Annotated in this window: 17 protein-coding genes; 14 read left to right on the forward strand and 3 right to left on the reverse strand. The window is 39.0% G+C overall.

Annotated elements, in window-relative coordinates; all coding sequences use genetic code 11:
• The first annotated feature begins 355 nt into the window (after positions 1-355).
• The 7 genes from D0463_RS08125 (at position 356) to D0463_RS08155 (ending at position 8,430) form a co-directional block, all read left to right on the forward strand.
• Positions 356-1,222, forward strand: coding sequence for a YitT family protein (locus tag D0463_RS08125; protein ID WP_117306906.1), 867 nt, complete (start codon positions 356-358; stop codon positions 1,220-1,222).
• Between the two features lie 48 nt (positions 1,223-1,270).
• Positions 1,271-1,615: a cytochrome c551 gene (gene cccB, locus D0463_RS08130; RefSeq protein WP_117306907.1), complete on the forward strand. Its 345-nt coding sequence runs from the start codon at positions 1,271-1,273 to the stop codon at positions 1,613-1,615.
• Positions 1,616-1,936: 321 nt separating this feature from the next.
• A complete protein-coding gene (ftsE, locus tag D0463_RS08135) occupies positions 1,937-2,623 on the forward strand; it encodes a cell division ATP-binding protein FtsE (RefSeq protein WP_117306908.1) in 687 nt (228 codons plus the stop codon).
• Positions 2,613-3,506, forward strand: a complete 894-nt coding sequence (gene ftsX, locus D0463_RS08140; protein WP_117306909.1) for a permease-like cell division protein FtsX — start codon at positions 2,613-2,615, stop codon at positions 3,504-3,506. Before ftsE ends, ftsX begins: the two co-directional genes overlap by 11 nt.
• Before the next feature lie 108 nt (positions 3,507-3,614).
• The gene (locus D0463_RS08145) at positions 3,615-4,886 is read left to right on the forward strand and encodes a murein hydrolase activator EnvC family protein (RefSeq protein WP_254052742.1); all 1,272 of its coding nucleotides are present in this window, start codon (positions 3,615-3,617) and stop codon (positions 4,884-4,886) included.
• Positions 4,887-5,600: 714 nt separating this feature from the next.
• Positions 5,601-7,073, forward strand: coding sequence for a S41 family peptidase (locus tag D0463_RS08150; protein WP_117306910.1), 1,473 nt, complete (start codon positions 5,601-5,603; stop codon positions 7,071-7,073).
• A 157-nt stretch (positions 7,074-7,230) separates the two neighbouring features.
• Positions 7,231-8,430, forward strand: coding sequence for a PDZ domain-containing protein (locus D0463_RS08155; RefSeq protein ID WP_117306911.1), 1,200 nt, complete (start codon positions 7,231-7,233; stop codon positions 8,428-8,430).
• A 541-nt stretch (positions 8,431-8,971) separates the two neighbouring features.
• Here D0463_RS08155 and asnB read toward each other — a convergent pair.
• The gene (gene asnB / locus D0463_RS08160; protein WP_117306912.1) at positions 8,972-10,873 is read right to left on the reverse strand and encodes an asparagine synthase (glutamine-hydrolyzing); all 1,902 of its coding nucleotides are present in this window, start codon (positions 10,871-10,873) and stop codon (positions 8,972-8,974) included.
• A 529-nt stretch (positions 10,874-11,402) separates the two neighbouring features.
• Here asnB and D0463_RS08165 point away from each other — a divergent pair.
• From D0463_RS08165 to D0463_RS08190, 5 genes are all read left to right on the forward strand, one after another.
• A complete protein-coding gene (locus D0463_RS08165) occupies positions 11,403-12,662 on the forward strand; it encodes an FG-GAP repeat domain-containing protein (protein WP_254052743.1) in 1,260 nt (419 codons plus the stop codon).
• A gap of 13 nt (positions 12,663-12,675) precedes the next feature.
• Entirely contained in the window at positions 12,676-13,368 is a 693-nt protein-coding gene (locus D0463_RS08170; RefSeq protein ID WP_117306913.1) for a response regulator transcription factor, read from the forward strand.
• Between the two features lie 3 nt (positions 13,369-13,371).
• Positions 13,372-14,778: a sensor histidine kinase gene (locus D0463_RS08175; protein ID WP_117306914.1), complete on the forward strand. Its 1,407-nt coding sequence runs from the start codon at positions 13,372-13,374 to the stop codon at positions 14,776-14,778.
• A 36-nt stretch (positions 14,779-14,814) separates the two neighbouring features.
• A complete protein-coding gene (locus D0463_RS08180; RefSeq protein ID WP_254052744.1) occupies positions 14,815-15,495 on the forward strand; it encodes a lysozyme inhibitor LprI family protein in 681 nt (226 codons plus the stop codon).
• A 740-nt stretch (positions 15,496-16,235) separates the two neighbouring features.
• A complete protein-coding gene (locus tag D0463_RS08190; protein WP_117306916.1) occupies positions 16,236-16,973 on the forward strand; it encodes a hypothetical protein in 738 nt (245 codons plus the stop codon).
• A gap of 284 nt (positions 16,974-17,257) precedes the next feature.
• Here the strand turns inward: D0463_RS08190 and D0463_RS08195 are convergent, their stop codons facing one another.
• Positions 17,258-17,500, reverse strand: coding sequence for a hypothetical protein (locus D0463_RS08195; protein WP_117306917.1), 243 nt, complete (start codon positions 17,498-17,500; stop codon positions 17,258-17,260).
• A gap of 77 nt (positions 17,501-17,577) precedes the next feature.
• Here D0463_RS08195 and D0463_RS08200 point away from each other — a divergent pair, with 77 nt between their 5' ends.
• On the forward strand, positions 17,578-18,075 hold the full coding sequence (locus D0463_RS08200; RefSeq protein ID WP_117306918.1) for a GNAT family N-acetyltransferase: 498 nt from the start codon (positions 17,578-17,580) through the stop codon (positions 18,073-18,075).
• Between the two features lie 547 nt (positions 18,076-18,622).
• Entirely contained in the window at positions 18,623-18,838 is a 216-nt protein-coding gene (locus tag D0463_RS08210) for a DUF2187 family protein (protein ID WP_117306920.1), read from the forward strand.
• Positions 18,839-18,918: 80 nt separating this feature from the next.
• Here D0463_RS08210 and D0463_RS08215 read toward each other — a convergent pair whose 3' ends face one another.
• Complete coding sequence (locus D0463_RS08215) at positions 18,919-19,206, reverse strand: HU family DNA-binding protein (protein WP_117306921.1); 288 nt, start codon at positions 19,204-19,206, stop codon at positions 18,919-18,921.
• Between the last annotated feature and the right edge of the window lie 219 nt (positions 19,207-19,425).

The raw sequence follows: 19,425 nt of genomic DNA on the forward strand, positions 1-19,425 counted from the left end.
AAATGCACCCTATAGAGAGACCTTTTTTCAAAGTGTCTACACTATAGGGTACATTTTATCAGAGTTAGACCCTTTCATATTTTGCTGGAATTAATCTGGAGTTTATTGAGAAGCTCTATTTTTCTAGCCAAAGCCCTTCTCGTTCTTTTAAAAAAATATTTAGTCCAATTGCCTTATTCGCTCTCACTAGAGTAAATCTCCCTCCCTGATAAAAATATATTCAAATCCGCTTTAGTGCTTTATCTTGCTGGCATTTACATAACTTCAATGGGGGTGCTATACTACTTTCGGCTATTAGCTGTTTATGGAAAAATGCGTGTATTAAATTCATTGATGTACCCAAAGGAGCTTTTTTATGAAAAGAAGATATAGGGGGGAACCCAATCATCCTATAATGACAAAGATAAGTGAATATTTACTGGTACTGATCGGCTCAGCATTTGTCGCGCTTTCCTTTAATGTGTTTTTGCTACCTAACCGGATCGCTTCAGGCGGAGTGAGCGGAATCAGTACGATACTGGATGCGACGTTCGGCTTTGAGCCTGCGTATGTGCAGTGGGCATTGAACATTCCATTGTTTATAGCGGGTCTTATTTTTCTGGGGATGCAATTCGGTGCCAAAACGCTGGCCGGGACTTTGTTTCTTCCGTTTGTCGTATTTTTAACTAAGGACTGGGATCCTTGGACGAACGATGCTTTACTTGGATCGATTTTCGGAGGCATCGGTGTTGGACTGGGGCTGGGAATTGTTTTTAGAGGAAAAGCCTCAACCGGCGGCACTGATTTGGCAGCACAAATCATACATAAGTATACAAACTTTTCTTTAGGCACATGCGTTGCGATCATCGACGGTTTGATTGTTTTAAGTGCAGCTGTTGTTTTTGATATTGAAAGAGGGTTGTATGCATTGATTGCCCTGTACGTGACGAGCAAAACGATTGATTTGGTGCAGATCGGTTTGGGACGCTCGAAGATGGCGATGATCATCACGAATAACGAGCCGGAAGTGAGACATGCTATTATTAATGAGATAGATCGGGGCGTCACGAGGCTGTCAGGCTATGGCGGGTATACCGATGATGCCCGTCCCATTCTGATGTGCGTGATTGATCAGACGGAATTCACAAAATTGAAACAATTGGTGAAAACGGTTGATCCAAAAGCGTTTGTCATTGTTATGGATGCTTCCGAGGTATTGGGGGAAGGTTTCAAACATTCGTAAAAAGGTATAAGATTTAAATATAAAACCATAGTTTGGGGAGGTTTTTATATGAAAAAAAAGCTTTTGGCACTATTGATGGGAACATCGCTTATCCTGGCGGCCTGTGGTGGCGGCGAGGACGAGAATGCTGGCAACGAATCGGGAAATGGTGATCAAGGTACCACAACGGCCGGTGCCGGAGATACAGAAAAGATTTATGTAAATAGCTGTGCAAGTTGTCATGGGAATAATCTTGAAGGGGACTTTGGTCCTAAGTTGAATAATGTCGGATCCCGCTTGTCTCAAGAAGACATTGAAAAGATCATCAACGAAGGCAAAGGATCGATGCCTGGTGGGTTAATAGAAGGAGATCAAGTATCACAAATGGCTAAATGGCTATCCGAACAAAAATAATATGGATCATGATAAATGCCCTGTCGTATTAATGACAGGGCATTTTTATATGGAAACGCTTCCGGAAACATTACATTTTTAAAAAATAAACCTTTATGCTCATGACTTTTTTGAATTTTTCCATCTAATTTGAAATGAAACTGTAATATTAAAATGCGTATTTTGACAAATAGAGATGGTATAATGTGTTTGTTCAGGTTGAGAAATCTGTTATTTATTCATGTTTTTTGTAGAATTATGTCGAATATCAAGCTTCGAAATAGAATCGACACACTATGAGAGAAGCAAACTTTTTTTAGAAGCGAATTAGGTGGTTATTAAATGATAGAAATGTCTGAAGTTTATAAAACATACCCAAATGGCGTGGTTGCTGTTAGTGGTATTAATGTCAAAATCGAGCCAGGTGAGTTCGTCTATGTTGTAGGTCCCAGCGGTGCAGGGAAATCTACTTTTATAAAAATGATGTACCGGGAAGAGAAGCCGTCAAAAGGCACTATTGTGGTCAATGGCGTCAATGTATTCAGCCTTCGCAATACAAAGGTCCCTTTGTTCCGCAGAAATCTCGGAGTCGTGTTCCAAGATTTCAAATTGCTTCCCACGCTGACCGTCTATGAGAATATTGCGTTTGCCATGGAAGTGATTGAAAAGCATCCTGCTGAGATTAAGAGGCGTGTGATGGAGGTTCTCGATTTAGTGGGATTGAAGCATAAGGTTCGTTCAATGCCGAATGAGCTTTCGGGCGGAGAACAGCAGCGTGTGTCTATTGCACGCTCGATCGTCAATTCACCGAAAGTGGTCATTGCCGACGAGCCTACAGGTAATCTGGATCCCGAAACATCCTGGGAAATCATGAACACGCTTGAAGAAATTAATAAACGGGGTACGACCGTCGTTATGGCGACCCATAATAAAGATATAGTTAATAATATGAAACATCGTGTTATAGCCATTGAAAATGGAAAGATTGTCCGCGATGAGCAGCGAGGTGAATACGGTTATGAATTATAATACAATTCGCCGCCATTTTCGGGAAAGTTTAAAAAACCTTAATCGGAATGGATGGATGACGTTCGCATCCATCAGTGCTGTTACTGTGACGTTGTTGTTGGTCGGTGTGTTCTTTGTCATTATGATGAATTTGAACCATATCGCCGGCAATGTCGAGAAAGACGTGGAAATCCGGGCCCATCTTGATTCTGCGGCAAGCGCCCAAGATCAGGAATCAATCGGCAACCAAATTGAGCAAATCCCTGAGGTTGATACAGTTACCTTTTCCCCAAAAGAAAAGGAATTAACCAACCTAATTGATGACTTAGGGGAAGACGGAGATGCTTTCAAGCTTTATGAGCAGGATAACCCACTCCGAGATGTTTATATCGTCAAAACGAAAGCTCCACAGGATGTTATTAAGGTAGCCGAAGAAATTGAAGGCTTAACTTATATTCAGAAAGTGAATTATGGACAAGGATATGTGGAAAATTTGTTTGATGTCGTGAATGTATCGAGAAACGTAGGGATTGTGTTAATCCTCGGTCTTCTGTTTACGGCGATGTTCCTCATTTCCAATACAATCAAGATTACAATTGTCGCCAGAAGAAAAGAAATTGAGATTATGAGACTGGTAGGCGCGACAAACGGCTTTATCCGCTGGCCGTTCTTCCTAGAAGGATTGTGGCTGGGGGTTCTCGGAGCTGTACTGCCGATTATCTTAATCGGGACAGGCTATTACTATTTGTATGAAGCCATCGGTCCACAAATAAAAATCAATTTTGTAGAACTATTGCCGGTCAGCCCATTCATCTTCCAGATTTCAGCGATTCTTATATTGCTTGGCGCTTTAATCGGTGTCTGGGGAAGCTTGATGTCAGTGAGAAAATTTTTGAAAATTTAAAGCAAGCCGGGCGACCGGCTTTGCACCTTCTCTTTAAGTACCATTAGGGAAGTCTAACCGTAGGTTGTGTCTGTGTTTTACGGGTAGAAAGAAAGGGGAAAGAGAATTTTGAAGAAAAAGATAGTAGCAATTAATACAACGATTATGCTTGGCTTAAGCAGTGTACTTGCAGTTCCCGGTGTTGATGCCGAATCGATCCAGGATATGAAAGAGAAAAAAGAAGCAATCCAGGAGAAGCGTTCAGGTGTCCAATCCGGCATACATAATGCGGAACAGGATATTAAAAAATTACAAGGTCAACAGGAAAGCCTGGAAGATCAGATTTCCCGCATTGAAAAAGAAATAAGTGATTCAGAAGCTAAGATTAAAGAAAAAGATATTCAAATTAAAGAAACACAAGCTGAGATTGAAAAGTTAAAAGAAGAGATTGCTGTTTTAATAGAAAGAATCGAAAAGCGGAATGAACTTCTTAAAGAGCGCGCTGTTTCCTTCCAGGAAAGTGGCGGGGACATCAGCTATCTTGAAGTTCTGCTTGGGTCCAGCAGCTTCAGTGACTTTGTCGGACGTGTTAACGCCGTTGCGACAATCGTCGAAGCTGACCGGGAAATCCTGGAGCAGCATGAAGCGGACAAAAAAGAACTCGAAGAAAGCCAGAAAGCCGTTGAACAGAAAATGGCTGATTTACAAAGCATGCTAGCAGAGCTTAAAGAAATGAATGCTCAACTTACAAACCAAAAACAGCAGAAAGATGCTTTGATGGCTAAATTAGAGAAAGAAGAAGAGCAAACACAAGAATTGAAAATGAGCCTTCAAGAAGAAGAAGAAAACCTTGCTGCACAGCAATCAGCCATCCAGAAAGCGATTGAGCTGGAGCAATCACGCCGTGCAGAGCTTGAAGCAGCGAGAAAGCGTGCGGCGGCTGAAGCGAGATCCGGTTCAGGCGGCGGTGGTGAAAGTGTAAGCGCGGCTCCGAGAATTTCGTCTGGAGCATTCACAAATCCTTCTGCAGGCCGTGTGACATCTAAGATGGGCCCACGCTGGAACAAGCAGCATGCTGGGATCGATATCGCGAAAAAAGGCACAGTGCCTGTGGTAGCTTCAGCTGATGGAGTAGTTATGCGTGCGTATGTATCCAGCACTTATGGTAACTGCGTCATGATTACGCATTCCATTAATGGTCAGCAATATACGACTGTATATGCACATATGCGTTCCATGAATGTAAGCACCGGCCAAGTCGTTGCAAAAGGCCAGAAAATCGGTCTGATGGGGAACACAGGACGTTCATACGGACAGCATTTGCATTTCGAGATACACAAAGGATCTTGGAATGTCTCTAAATCAAATGCCGTAAACCCATTAAGTTATGTTTCTTATTAATAGAGTCTATTATATATACCCTTAATAGTAGGAAGATAATCATAGAAATGAATAGGTAGATAAGAGCAGCCAGGGAATGAATCCTGGCTGCTTTGTTTTTAGTTAAACCTTTTTCAATTTGTTTTATAGGCGATATTTAGAGTTGATATATGAGCGTTATAGAAGATATGAGCGATTATTCGGATATATGAGCGTTTATCAAAATATATGAGCGTTTATCAAAATATATGAGCGTTTATCAAAATATATGAGCGATGACCCAAATATATGAGCGATGACCTAAATATATGAGCGATGAACCAAATATATGAGCGATGACCTAAATATATGAGCGATGAACCAAATATATGAGCGATGAACCAAAAATATGAGTGATGCCCCGGATATATTAGCGGTGATTCAAATATATGAGCGATACTCCGAATATATGGGCGATAAACCAAAAATATGAGCGATAATTAAAATATATGAGCGTTTAGCAAAATATACGAGCGATAACCAAAATTACGAGCTATTATCCGAATTTACGAGCAATCCTTCCAATTTTACGAGCGGTGGTACAAATTTGATAGAAAAACCCACCTTCTCTTTATAAACCTTCCCTCACAAAAAAGAGCACAGCATATTTCGTACAAGCCCTTCATATGATGGAGTAAAACGGACCAGGATGATCGTAATCCATGGTGATTCCTTATGGAAGAAGGAGACGAAGTTATGGGCAAAAAGTGGGTATTCCCCCTAGTTGTGATACTTTCACTCATCATGGGGGTTGCAGGAGGGGTATATCTTACCTCACAGGCACCGAACCAGGATATCAAGCAAATGCTAGTGGGAACAGAAAGTAATGAGGACGCTGCCAAAAAGGAAAACGGAGCCACAAGTACAGAATTGAAAAAAGTAGAACAAGCCTACGAACTTATCCGCGGGCAATATGTTGAAAAAGTAAAAGATGAGCAGCTAGTGGAAGGAGCCATAGAGGGGATGCTTTCCACGTTAAAGGATCCTTATTCTGTCTATATGAACAAAGAAACGGCAGAGCAATTCGGCGAGGCGTTGGGTTCTTCCTTTGAAGGTATTGGCACTGAAATTGGCGTGGAGGATGGCAAAATCATCATCGTTTCTCCTTATAAGGATTCACCAGCCGAAAAAGCAGGCCTCAAGCCTAAGGATGAGTTGCTAAAGATAAACGGGGAGAGCGTGGATGGCCTGAATTTATATGAGATGAGCCTCAAGATACGCGGGAAAAAGGGAAGCAAGGTTACGCTTGAAATCAAACGCTCAGGCGTAACGGAGCCGCTGACTTTGAAAGTTACTCGGGATGAGATTCCGGTTGAAACGGTTTTTTCTTCGATTAAGAAGATAAATGATGTGAATATCGGTTACATTGAATTGACTACCTTTTCGGAAGGTACAGCGAACGACTTCAAAAAGCAATTGGAAGCGATGGAGAAAAAGGGCATAGAAGGACTTGTCATAGATGTACGTGGCAATCCGGGCGGCCTGCTGTCCAGTGCCCAGGAAATCCTTAGCTTACTTGTAACAAAAGATAAGCCGTACTTGCAAATCGCGCAACGGAATGGAGACACCGAGACATTTTTTTCGGAATTAACAGAAAAAAAGAAATATCCCATTGCTGTATTGACTGACAAAGGGAGTGCCTCTGCAGCGGAAATTTTGGCCGGCGCCTTGAACGAAGCCGGGGACTATCCGTTAATCGGTGAAAAAACGTTCGGAAAGGGTACGGTCCAGCAGGCTGTGCCAATGGGAGACGGCAGTGATATCAAGCTGACGTTATTTAAATGGCTGACACCAGACGGCAATTGGATTCATAAAAAAGGCATAAAGCCAACGATTGAAGTACACCAGCCGGATTATTTCAACGTTCATCCATTGCAGGTCGAAAAGACATTCAAGCGCGATATGACCAATCCGCAAATCCAATATGCTCAAGGGATGCTAAAAGGATTGGGGCTTGAACCGGGAAGAGATGACGGCTATTATGACGCGAAAACCGAGATTGCCATAAAAGCTTTTCAACAGCAAGAGGGTTTAAAGATTACTGGTGAAATGGATCAAAAAACAGCCTCAAAATTAGAAGAAGCCATTGTGGAAAAGATACAGGATGAAAACAATGATGTTCAATTAAAAACAGCGCTTTTATTTGTCGCAAAGTTAACGGATCAGTAATACGTTCAAACTGAATACAGGGAAAGTCTGGCACCTGAATACAGGCCAGACTTTTTTCTTTTAGAGATATAGGCAGGGCAGTACCAGTTTGATAAAATGAGATAATAGATTCTTTTATTATTTTTATAAAATATAGATAAAGGATGGTGAACGGAGCTTGACTGAAGAGTGGCTGTTTGCGTGTTTAAAAGGATTGGGAACATTTTTTCTTCATCCAGTTTTTTATTTTTCTATCATACTATCAATTTTTATTGGTTATCTTCGGATTAAACGGGAAAGAAGCGACTTTCATATCCGCGTCCATGATATGCTTCAGGAGCTTCGTTCTCTGCTGCCCTTGGGAATTGTTTGGGGACTTACCCTTTCGCTGGTTACGCTCGGAGCGGGCCTTGTTATCCCGTTTGCTTCGCTGCTGCTGATCGGTCTGCTGTCCCTTATCCTGGCAGTTACGATGCAATTCAGGCTGCTGTCGCCGTCTTACAGCTTTGGACTGGCCTTTTTCATCATTTTCTTTTTCTTTTTTTATGGCCGTGATGTGCAGCTTCCAATATTGCAAGAAACGTTTGCCAGTCTCAATCGACCGGTTTATCCAGCGCTAGCCGTCCTGCTTGGTCTGCTGTTGATAGCGGAAGGCTCCCTGATTAGCAGGAGTGGGCATAAGAAGGCTTCACCGAAACTGCTGATTTCGAAACGGGGCTTTACAGTTGGTGCTTATGCTTCCAAACGATTGTGGCTGATTCCGATGTTTATTCTTGTGCCGGATGGGAATCTCCCTGCCCCGTTCGAATGGTGGCCTGTATTTTCGGCAGGCAGCGTACACGTATCACCGTTGTTTGTTCCATTTTTACTTGGCTTTTCCCATGTCGTAAAGGGTGAACTTCCAAAGAGGGCCATTGCTGCTTATGGAAGGAAGGTCACGCTTCTGGGTATAGTGGTCACCGCGATTTCCATCGCAGGTAACTGGTATCCTGTCCTGACGGTAACAGCAGTGGTCCTGGCAATGCTCGTCAGGGAACTGATTGCTTATTTTTCTAAAAGCAATGATAAGAAAATGCCGCTCTATTTTTCAAGAAGCAATCTCGGAGTCCGGATTCTGGGTATCATCCCGAAGTCTCCCGCAGAAATGATGGGCCTGGAGATGGGAGAAATTGTAACAAAAGTAAACGGGGTCATTGTCCGTGACGATCTTGAATTCTATGAAGCCCTTCAAGTCAATCGGGCCTATTGCAAACTTGAAGTCATCGGCAATAACGGCCAAATCCGCTTCACCCAGCGCGCGCTTTTTGAAGGCGAGCACCATGAACTTGGGATTTTGTTTGTGGAAGGGACGAAAGTGAGTAAGGGGCGGGTTGTGTGAGTATTAATTTTCAGAAATTCGCGGAAAGGCTGAGCCTCTTGAAGAATGGAATATTGGATTGGTTGATAAAAATCAAATTGTCATACCCTTCTACTTAAAATGAAATCAAGTAAAGCTGGCGCAACAACCAGTAAAAGGATTAATCTCCCATGAGTGCTACCCCTACAGGGCGCGACAGTCGGTGGAGTCAGACTAACGGATGGGCTCAAAGGCACCATAGTTCAAAGACCTTCTTCGCCAGCATTAAAACAGTATAGACTGCCTGATCCATTTTCATTCTCTGTGGTGCAGCGCCGATTTTGAGCTGCATGGGTGGCTAACGGGGCAGGTTAGTTGAAAAACAAATCTTTCACTATTTGAAGAAAAAGGAAATTCTAAAGATTGGTTTTTAAATAAAGGAATGAACTACTCTTTCAAAGAAGAGTGGCTCATTCCTTGGTTTGTTATAGATTAGCGATTTAAGAGTTCGATTCTATAATGTAAAAGGAAAGGAAACCACAACATTCCAAATTTCCTTTAGGTGGTTTGAGCTGGTTTCCATTTATGATGTCACAAATGTAAATCTTTCTTTGCTTACTTTTTGTGTATCAAATTGATATACTTTTTCGATATAAATCTGATGCCATATCATGAATGTGAAGATTGACCATAGCTTTCGACTGTTATCTCTCTCGTCGCAAACATGAGCAGCAAGTAATTTATAAATCTCACCTTTGTTAAATAGCGAGTCTGTTTGGCTGTCATTGATTAACTGGATAGCCCAATCATACATTTCATTTTTTAGCCAATGTCGAATAGGCACTGGAAACCCGAGTTTTTTTCTGTGCCATACATGTTGTGGCACTATTCCTTTTGCGGCTTCCCGCAGAAGGAATTTGGTCTGGCCATCTTTTATTTTTTGGCTGCTGGTTAGTTTTGAAGCGGTGCTGAAAACCTGTTTGTCCAAGAAAGGAACTCTTACTTCTAGTGAGTTAGCCATCGACATTTTATCTGCCTTTAATAAAATGTCTCCTTTCAACCAGGTTTGGATATCTATGTATTGCATTTTTGTGACATCATCATAGGAAAAAGAATTGGAGTACAGCAGATCCGTTACTTTTCCATTTTCAGCATTAGATAGATATTGAACCAATAAATGCTTCTTTTCTTTTTCATTAAAAATATTAGCATTGCCGATATACCGTTTATTCAGGGGGGTAACGCCTCTCTCTATTAGGCTTTTCCCTCTGACCCCATCCGGAATCCGACTCGAGGCAGCTTTTAATAGAGCTTTTATCGGAGACGGCATATAGGTAAACGCTTGTAAGGACTGGGGTTCCCTATATATATTATATCCCCCGAACAATTCGTCTGCTCCTTCTCCGGATAAGGCTACCTTTACATGTTTCCTGGCTTCTCTGGCCAGGAAATATAAAGGAACAGCAGCAGGATCAGCAAGTGGATCATCCATATGCCAAATAATCTTCGGCAACTTGTTCATGAATTCTTCCGGACTGATTACATAGGATATATTTTCGACATCTAAATGGTCCGCTGTTTCTTTGGCAATATCAATTTCACTGTACCCTTTCGTTTCAAAGCCTACTGAAAAAGTTTTAATCTTAGGATTTACTTCTTTTGCTAAAGAAACGATAAAGGAAGAGTCAATCCCTCCAGAAAGGAAGGCCCCAATAGGCACGTCACTTCTCATATGAACATTTACAGAATCTTTTAACGTGTCTTGGATTTCTTTTATTAACTTAGAGTTTTCCATGTTAGCTGGTTTAAATTGCGGCTCCCAATAAGAGAAAAAATTCATTCTTTCTCCTGGCCTTTGAGTGAAATAATGGCCAGGTGACAATTTTTTAATAGACTTAGTCATCGTATTAGGTTCAGGAACATACTGAAAGCTTAAAAAATGCTGGAAAGAATGAATGTCCAACTCATCTTCAATGGCTGTTAATATCGATTTTTTTTCAGAAGCGAAATAAGTGATATTAGACTGTTCACAATAAAAGAAAGGCTTAATCCCAAAATGGTCTCTGGCACCATACAGTCTCTCCTCGAGCTTGTCCCAAATCACAAAAGCAAACATGCCGCGCAGTTTACGAGCCGTTTCTTCCTTTATTCTGCTATAGAGAGCAAGAATGACTTCCGTATCGGTATCCGTGCTGAACGTGTGCCCGCATTCCATCAATTCTGCTTTAAGCTCGATATAGTTATAGATTTCTCCATTAAATATAATCCAATATCTTTCATTTTCATAAGAGAGAGGCTGACTGCCCTTCTCCTCATCTATGATGCTTAATCTTCTAAAACCAAAATTCACATATTCATCGAAAAAATACCCTTCATCATCGGGGCCCCTATGGATAATCGATTGATTCATGGCCCTTACTTGTTCTTGAATCTCATTATTCAGCGCCCAGGGACGACTGCTTAAACATCCTACAAAACCGCACATTCTCTCCACCTGCTTCTTACTTCATTTTTTGTATTGTCGTTCTAATGGGTTGTGCAGACCGCCTTTAATAATTTTCCTTTTCATTGCACTTAAATTAGTATAAAAGCAGGGATGCTGTAAGTGGTTACAAAATAGTTACAGAATTTGTGGATAAGAAGATTGGTACGAGAGATGGGGTTCATTACTTTATAAACTCTGTTCAATATCTCTGTCGACATTTCTTCCATTACTTCCTGTATCTGAGACGAAAGAGAAAACACACTTCCTCAGGTCGTGTTCCGGGGCAGGAACCTCTCAGCATACGTTAAAAATCGTGTTATACTTAGGTTTCACTTGAATGAGCTAAAAAATAGTATGATTGATGATACTTTAAAACGCAGCTTTATAGTGTGGGTAGCAGGTTTGGGAAAATCTATTCATCTAATTTTTCAATGCTACTAATATTGTAATTTTTTTGTAACCCTTTAAATGACAAGGGGTTTTATAATGTATTTAACCCATAATGGACTAATTGATAGGAGTATACAGCGTGGATAATAGAGCGAAATGGAAGGCATTGATGTATATCTTGGTTGGGGTTATGTTATCAGGCTGTAGCATGGTAAAATCACCCGGTGATTTAATTGAATCACCTCAGCTGAATGACGGGCAACAGCTGAAAGTCAAGGATACATTAAATCAGCTTTTGCCATCTGGCATAGAGTATATAACCCCCAAACAAGCTGCTATAAAACAGTCCATATTCATTGAAGATGTAAATGGTGACGGGAAACAACAAGAAGCCTTTATTTTATACAGAAATTTAAAGGAAACCGAGCAAGTTCATTTACTGGTTTTACAGCAAAAAAATAAAGAATGGACAAAAATATCAGATATCGAAATGGATTATATCAATCTTGATTATTTTGGGCTTCATGATTTGGACGATGATGGAGTAATGGAGGTAACAATGGGTTTAGGGACCTCGGATTTCGAAACCGAGAAACAGCTGGTCATATATCGGTGGGATAAGGCTGGGCTCATCAAACAAATGAAGCGAAGCTACCATATATTAGATATCGCGGACTACGACGGCGATAAAAAAATGGATGTTCTCCTTGTAGACGGAAAAAGAAGAGAATCATTTACAGCAGAGTTGTTCCGTTATGAAGACAATATTTTAGAGTTGCGTTCGGCCGTAGATTTAGAAGCATTTTCCTTTCATGAGAATATGGTGAACGGTCAATTAAATGATGGTAAAAAGGCATTATTTATTGATAGCTCAATCGGTGTTCACTCCATGCTGACTGAAATTATAGCGTATGATCATGGGAAACTTGTGAAAGTCGGGGAGAAAAATGGCGGTTTACAAATGAAACAACATCCCCTGTACAGCAAAGATATAAATGAAGACGGTGTAACAGAGGTAGGGGAGATGTATATCCCTCAAGGCTGGGAAGATGCCTTATTCGAGGACATCCCATTTATCGAAGTTTATTCAACGTATTCCATAGAGGGAGCTCCCAAAAAGATTACGGAACGGTTTACCGACCAGGTCCGAAGGTTTTACATTGAGATCCCTTCTGAATGGCATGGTAAGGTTACAGTAAATAAGATCAAAAATGGAATTCAATTACTATCGGTTTCCAAACAGAAGCCAGTGTTTGAGGTGAAATGGGTGAAAAAACAATCCTCTGAACCCTCAAAAGCAGTTTTGGAGGAAACAAAGGATACTGTTTTTTATTCAGATCGCAAAGAAAATGAAACGTTTCCTTTTGATCAGTTTCATTTGCTGGAAGATGAGTTTTAAGTGAGGGAGAAAAATGAATAGAATCCTTGTTGTTGAAGATGAACTATCTATACGCAGTTTTGTTTGCTTAAATCTGAAAAAGAGAGGCTACGATGTCTGGGAAGCGGAAACAGGAGAAGATGCATTGAGCTTTTTTCAAAAGGAACAATTTGATATCGTACTGCTTGATCTCATGCTTCCTGGGATAGACGGGTTCGAAGTTTGTCAGGAAATTAGAAAGGCAAACCAGACGGTTGGGATTATTATGCTAACAGCCAGAACTCAAGAGGAAGATAAGGTGGAAGGTCTTATACTCGGAGCCGATGATTACTTGTTTAAACCATTCAGCATCGTTGAGTTAGAAGCAAGAATTTTTTCGCTTTTGCGCAGGATCAATTTAAGCGAAAGGGTTTCACTAGAGGACAGTGAAAGGGTTGCCTCAGGTCCCTTCCAGTTAGAATTAGAAAACAAAAGACTGCTATGCTCAGGCAGGGAGATCAACCTAACACCAACTGAATATTCGATTCTCCATTTATTAATGACTCATCAGAACAGAGTGTTTTCAAGAGACGAACTGTTGGATGAGGTTTGGGGTCAAAACTATGTAGGTGATATAAAAGTAGTTGACGTCAACATTCGGCGCATTCGCCAGAAAATAGAAAGTAATCCTTCCTCCCCAGTCTTTTTATGTACCGATTGGGGACGTGGATATCTATGGAAGGGTTAGTCGATGAAACGTAAAGTCATTCTATATTTCATGATTATTATCACCCTGACTTTAGGATTGGTAATGGCTGTGTATGGGGGAGCGTTAACAAAGTATTATTACCAGGGAATAGCCAATACTTTTCAAAATCATGCCGAAGCCATCAACCCTATTTGGGAAACGGGAAATGAACTCTATTATGGGAATCTTGAGGACTATAGCGACCTTGTGATCAAAAGCTATCAATATGATGGAGCTGAATTACAGCTATTGAATAATGATGGTAAACTTATTCAATCTTCAACAGGCTTTTACGAAGAACAAACCTACTCCATCGATCCAGATGTCTTTTCCAATCAGACCATATATAAAAAAGAGGAACTGCAAAAATCAGGAAAGAAAGTTTTGGCTGTCTACACACCTCTTTTGTTTGAAGGACAGACAGTAGGAGTCCTTCGTTATGTTTCTTCATTAACTATGGTGCAGGATTTAATTAGCAGTTTACTAGGATATGGATTCTTAATATGTCTAGGTGTTGCAGCCATTGTCTTTCTTGTAAGCCTTCGCCTGGCAGATTCCATTGTGAGGCCTGTTAATAAGATTATTCAGTTTACTCAGGAGATGTCAAAGGGCCGGTTTGAAAAACGAATAGAAGAAACCTTTCCTTATGAACTTGGAGAAATGTCGCAAACGCTTAATTATATGGCTGAAGAAATCGTTAAAATGAATCGGCTAAAAACAGATTTCATCTCTTCGATTTCACATGAGCTTCGAACGCCTTTGACGGGGATAAAGGGTTGGGTAGAGACAATGGAGTCACCGGACGGCTTAACGGAAGAAGAAACGAAATTCGGATTGCGTATGCTTAACAGTGAATCTGAACGGCTTATGAATTTAGTTGAAGATCTATTAGATTTCTCTAGGTACGAATCAAACCGGGTCACACTTGTCCCGACCGTCATCGAATTTGATAGACTAATTAAAGATGTAACGTTACAGCTTCAAAATACAGCTAACGAGAAAGACGTTCAGATGAAACTAGTATGTACCCCTGTTTTAATTAATGCTGATGGCAACAAGATACGTCAGGTATTATTAAATTTGTTGGATAATGCAATTAAGTTTTCTGAAAGAGGCAGTGAAATTCAAATATTTCAATACTTAAAAGAAGACATGGCAGTCCTGAAAATCCAAGATCATGGTATTGGGATCAAGCAGGAAAAATTAAAGTATATAATGGATTCTTTTTACAAAATTGATTCAAAATCTATTGGCACAGGGCTTGGATTAGCGATCACCCGAAATATCGTCGATAAACATGGGGGAACCATCGAAGTGAAAAGCGAGTATGGTAAAGGCACAACTGTATTTGTTTGCTTGCCTTTGAATGGAATGAAAAAGGAGAAAAGCCAGACGCCGAAACGCTTATAATTAATATCAATACCTTTCAATATGGAGGAAAAAATAATGAAGAAATTAATAGTAATGCCCCTCTTCCTTTCTCTATTTTTAGTGGGATGCGGCACTTCAGCAAATGATCAGGCTGCGGAAGAGGAAAAGCCAGTGTCAGAAAATGATACAGATAGTAATCAAGACACTAAGACAGATTCACAAAATATAAAAAGTAATGAAGATACCAAAACGGATTCACAAAGTACGGAAAACAAAAAAGAAACCAAGGCAGATTCACAAAGTATGGAAAGTAAAAAAAACAATACTGAATCACCTAATACAAAAAACAATGAAGAAACCAATGCGTCAAAAAAGAATACATCCTCCCCTGTGTTAGGTGAAAAGGCAAAATATATTATAAAACTTAATGAAATAAAAAAAAGCTTAGGTGAATTTGATAAAGTATTGGAAACTGGAACACAAGTAGAAATGGGCCAGGCTTATGGGGAAATTTTCACAAGATGGGATAATGCTTTAAATGATATCTATGGAACTTTAGAGAAACAACTTTCTGCTAATGAAATGGATAGGTTAAGAGAAGAACAGCGAGAATGGATCATATACAGAGATGAAACGGCACAGAAAGAATCATTGAAGTTTGAGGGGGGCACTATGGAATCATTAGAATATATAAGCATACAAGCACGGATTACAGAAGAGAGATGTTATGACTTAGTTGAAGGTCATATGAATTAGTATTATGTACCCCATCAAAAATATTGCTTTAAACCTCTCGTAGTAAAGATACGAAGGAAATGCCTTTTATTGCTTATATGAATTGGTCAGGGGATGATTTTCCATAATCAGGCGCCTTTCTTTATACCACAGCTGAAATTCGCAAGAACGTCCAGGCTTTTATGAAGAATATAAATCCTATGACAGTCATTGACCGACTGTGTATAAGGATGGAATCAAGTGCAATTCAGGAAAATCTATAGTTCAACTTATATAGAATAAAATAATAAAGAGGCAATCTTATTTTTGTATAGCTGCCTTAAAAATTAGGTGGTAGATTATGATACGAAATAAAAAAACATATTTTGTATCTTTTTCAATATTATTATTTATATCAGGATTTATTTTGTGTTATTGGGCATTTAATAAAAAGGATTTTAATGAAATTTCGTATTCATTACTACAATATACATTTATGTCTATAATTCTTCTGGCAATATCGTATTTTTTATTGAAAAGTAAACTTTATTTTACTAATTTAATATGGTTAATATTTTACATTTATTGGATATTATTTCTTATTACTACTACTGATGAACTAAACATTTCATACATTATTTATCTATATTTTCTATTTTATTTGAAAATATTATTAGTAGTAGCTTTTGTTGAGGTGGTAATTAAAAAGAACATTAAGTAATCTAGATAATTGATTAAATAGAAATAACGAGGCAGGTTGAAGAAAAGGAGGGTTATACACTATGAAGCCAATAGTATTAACACCACTGACAAAAGAAGTGATAGTTGAATATTCCCAGAGCATTGTTCAATTATCTTCAAAACGAAAGAGAGAAATTGAGGAATTTTGGATGGAGATAAACCAACATAACTCATTTCATCGGGGAGAAGTTTTTAATGTTTATTCTATAATTGAACAGGGAGATTTGTACAATATCATACTAAACTGTACTGATTATGCTCACTATTTACATACTGTTAGAAATCATATTACAGATGAAGAAGGATGCAAAGTTGTTTTTGGGGCTGGATTAGTGGAAACTAAGGATTCAAAATTTGTTTTCGGTGAAATGGGAAACCACACTGCTTATCCAGGTAGGCTACAGTGTGTTGCGGGAGGTTTGAGTTGGGAAGATAAAAAAGGAGATTATTTTGACATTGAAGAAAGTGTATTACGAGAGCTTGCTGAAGAGTTAGGTATTTCTAATAACAATCACATTGAAAAGTGCACCCCCCTTTTTATTAAAAAAGGTGGCATCTATGATTTTTTAGTAATTCTTTATCATATTAAGTTAAGCATCACATCAAATGAATTAATTTTGAACTATCAAAATTTTACTGAGGAACTTCTGATTAAAGGTGAAAAACCTGAATTTCAAAAAGTAATTTATATAGAAAACAATAAAGAATCAATAACAAGTTTTTTTGATTGTGAAGATTATTTACAACCATATTTGGAACAAATGGCTGAGAGTAAATAATCTTATTGTTCTAAATAAAACCATACAAGAAAAAGTTGTTTAATAACAGTCTTATTTTAACTATCGGGGCAACTTAGTCCAATATGAAAGAGGAAAAGATGAATTTCATAAAGGATGAAATGTGAAGTATAAAAGAGAGTGAGAAGTTCCAAGAAGAAGCCTACTATTAAAATATAGAAGGCTTTTTTTAAAGGTGTAAACACAACGCTAAGTTTCATATATCGGCCATGTCTGGTAGCATAAGGAATTTTGCATCCAAAAAATCACTTAATCTCTGCCCGTTTTCAAAAGAAAATTAAGAATGCATACACAAAGGTAAAAACTGCAACCAAAGGTATTCCGATTAAAGTTACGAATCTCCATTTCCCTTTTCCTAATATCGCAAATAGCAGGGAAATACCAGCCAACATAAGTATGAGATTAGTACCTTGTTGTCCATTTGCCGGTAGTGATGGTCCAATCCAAATCCAAAACAATAATGTTAAGATAAAGAACATAATAGAAAGGATACCAAAACTTTCTCGCATTCTTATCCCCCCTTATCATCTTGTGGATTATATTACCATATTTTTTCAATTAACGGGTGTTGGAAGGGAGATTTATAATGACAATTCTTTCGGAAAGATTATATTTTCAACCATATGAAGAAAAAGATTTCGAATTCCTGTTTTCTTTGTTGTCAGATCCTAAAATGGTTCAATATATTGGGAATGGGCAAACGAGAAATGGAGCAAAGAAATTTTTGGATTGGATATATTGTACATACGAAGCCGGGCCGGATTTGGGATTGATGGTACTAGTCCGGAAAGAAGACAACACGCCAATTGGGCATGCTGGTCTAGTTCCTCAGGTAATTGATCGGGAAGAGGAAATTGAAATAGGGTACTGGATTGCCCAGGATTATTGGGGTAAGGGTTATGCGACAGAAGCAGCGAAGGCTCTCAGGGATCACGGAATCAATCAACTAGGCAAAAAAAGATTAATTGCCTTGATTCAACCTGGAAATTTGGCTTCGCGAGAAGTAGCAAAGAAGATTGGGATGAACTGTGAGAAGGAAATCGTATTATCGGGGCAGCACGTTTGTGTGTATTCTAATTCTTAGGAAGTCATCTGGTCACTTTTTATTTATAGGAATGGTTCTATTTATAGACCGTCTAGTGTTCCAAGCACCGGACGGTTTTTTTATGGCTTGAAGCCAGCATTTTAGCAAGTTTAGAAGTTTATTACCAAGGGTAAAGATAAAAAATTTGTTAAAAAATGGCGAAAATTGTTGAAATTCCACCTCTAAAGTTTTATCATTAATAGATATATAGATATTCACTAAACAGCAATCTAATTTTAAATGACAGAATTATTAATAAAACAGAGAAATTCGAATAGGAAAGGTGAGTCGGAAGTTGACTGTGTTATACGGAAGTGTAGAGTACTTTGAAAGTGAAATCCTAAGTTATCTGGAAAAGAACCAAATTAGAGCGTTGACTAGGGAAGATTATATATCTATCATAAATTCCGGACTGGAGTATGAAATTTTGTATGATTTCGTAGGGGACGAAAAACATCGGGTAGAATGTTTGCAGAATCTGTCCAACGCATGTGAAAAGCTTGTGGTTCGTTAATCTCCAAAAGTAAATTATGAGGAGAATTCTATTATGCAAGAAGCAAATAAGATTTCATATAGTAGGAAACAGGCAAAAGTAGGTGATACGATTCTTTTTGAAAGAAAAGAAATCTCATGTGAAGGAATCGTATTTCAAGTAAGAGAAAATAGTGTTCTGGTCGAGATTTCAAAGGAAATGGCCCAAGTTTTGGATTATGAAACGCCAAACACTGTCGTTCGCCATGGGAATTATACGATCAGGAAATAGCGGGAAAAAGTAAGAGGGTGTCCTAATGGACACCCTCTTACTTTGCGAAGATCGTATGAATGCTCTAAAATATGATTCTATTACTTCTTCTTCTTGCCAGCTACAGCTTCTTTAAGCGCTTTACCAGGTTTGAAAGCTGGTACTTTGCTTGCAGCGATAGAAATCTCTTTACCTGTTTGTGGGTTACGGCCTTTACGTGCAGCACGGCTGCGAACTTCAAAGTTACCAAAACCTATTAGTGAAACTTTGTCACCTTTTTTTAATGCTCCTGAAACTGTTGAGAATACTGCATCTACTGCTTTAGCTGCATCTTTTTGTGAAAGACCAGCTGTTTTTGCTACTTGACCAACGAATTCTGTTTTGTTCATTTCAAAAACTCCTTAGAAAAAAATTATAATCCTATTAATTATTGGATTATTCTTTATTTTTATCACAACGCACATGAGTTCGCAAGCGGTTTTTGGTATTTTTTGTCGAATTCGGTAGAAACCTGAAGGAAAATAGAAAAACCAACCAATTAATTTGGCTGGCTTAATAAATCACTAAACAATATCCTCAATATCTAGAATGTTCTGCGAGTTGATTAA

This window comes from Bacillus sp. V59.32b (assembly GCF_003429085.1).
GTDB lineage: Bacteria > Bacillota > Bacilli > Bacillales > DSM-1321 > Peribacillus.

Coding starts and splice junctions, on each gene's coding strand:
- D0463_RS08125 (WP_117306906.1), top strand. CDS start 356: ATGAAAAGAAGATATAGGGGGGAACCCAATCATCCTATAATGACAAAG.
- cccB (WP_117306907.1), top strand. CDS start 1,271: ATGAAAAAAAAGCTTTTGGCACTATTGATGGGAACATCGCTTATCCTG.
- ftsE (WP_117306908.1), top strand. CDS start 1,937: ATGATAGAAATGTCTGAAGTTTATAAAACATACCCAAATGGCGTGGTT.
- ftsX (WP_117306909.1), top strand. CDS start 2,613: ATGAATTATAATACAATTCGCCGCCATTTTCGGGAAAGTTTAAAAAAC.
- D0463_RS08150 (WP_117306910.1), top strand. CDS start 5,601: ATGGGCAAAAAGTGGGTATTCCCCCTAGTTGTGATACTTTCACTCATC.
- asnB (WP_117306912.1), bottom strand. CDS start 10,873: ATGTGCGGTTTTGTAGGATGTTTAAGCAGTCGTCCCTGGGCGCTGAAT.
- D0463_RS08170 (WP_117306913.1), top strand. CDS start 12,676: ATGAATAGAATCCTTGTTGTTGAAGATGAACTATCTATACGCAGTTTT.
- D0463_RS08175 (WP_117306914.1), top strand. CDS start 13,372: ATGAAACGTAAAGTCATTCTATATTTCATGATTATTATCACCCTGACT.
- D0463_RS08180 (WP_254052744.1), top strand. CDS start 14,815: ATGAAGAAATTAATAGTAATGCCCCTCTTCCTTTCTCTATTTTTAGTG.
- D0463_RS08190 (WP_117306916.1), top strand. CDS start 16,236: ATGAAGCCAATAGTATTAACACCACTGACAAAAGAAGTGATAGTTGAA.
- D0463_RS08195 (WP_117306917.1), bottom strand. CDS start 17,500: ATGCGAGAAAGTTTTGGTATCCTTTCTATTATGTTCTTTATCTTAACA.
- D0463_RS08200 (WP_117306918.1), top strand. CDS start 17,578: ATGACAATTCTTTCGGAAAGATTATATTTTCAACCATATGAAGAAAAA.
- D0463_RS08210 (WP_117306920.1), top strand. CDS start 18,623: ATGCAAGAAGCAAATAAGATTTCATATAGTAGGAAACAGGCAAAAGTA.
- D0463_RS08215 (WP_117306921.1), bottom strand. CDS start 19,206: ATGAACAAAACAGAATTCGTTGGTCAAGTAGCAAAAACAGCTGGTCTT.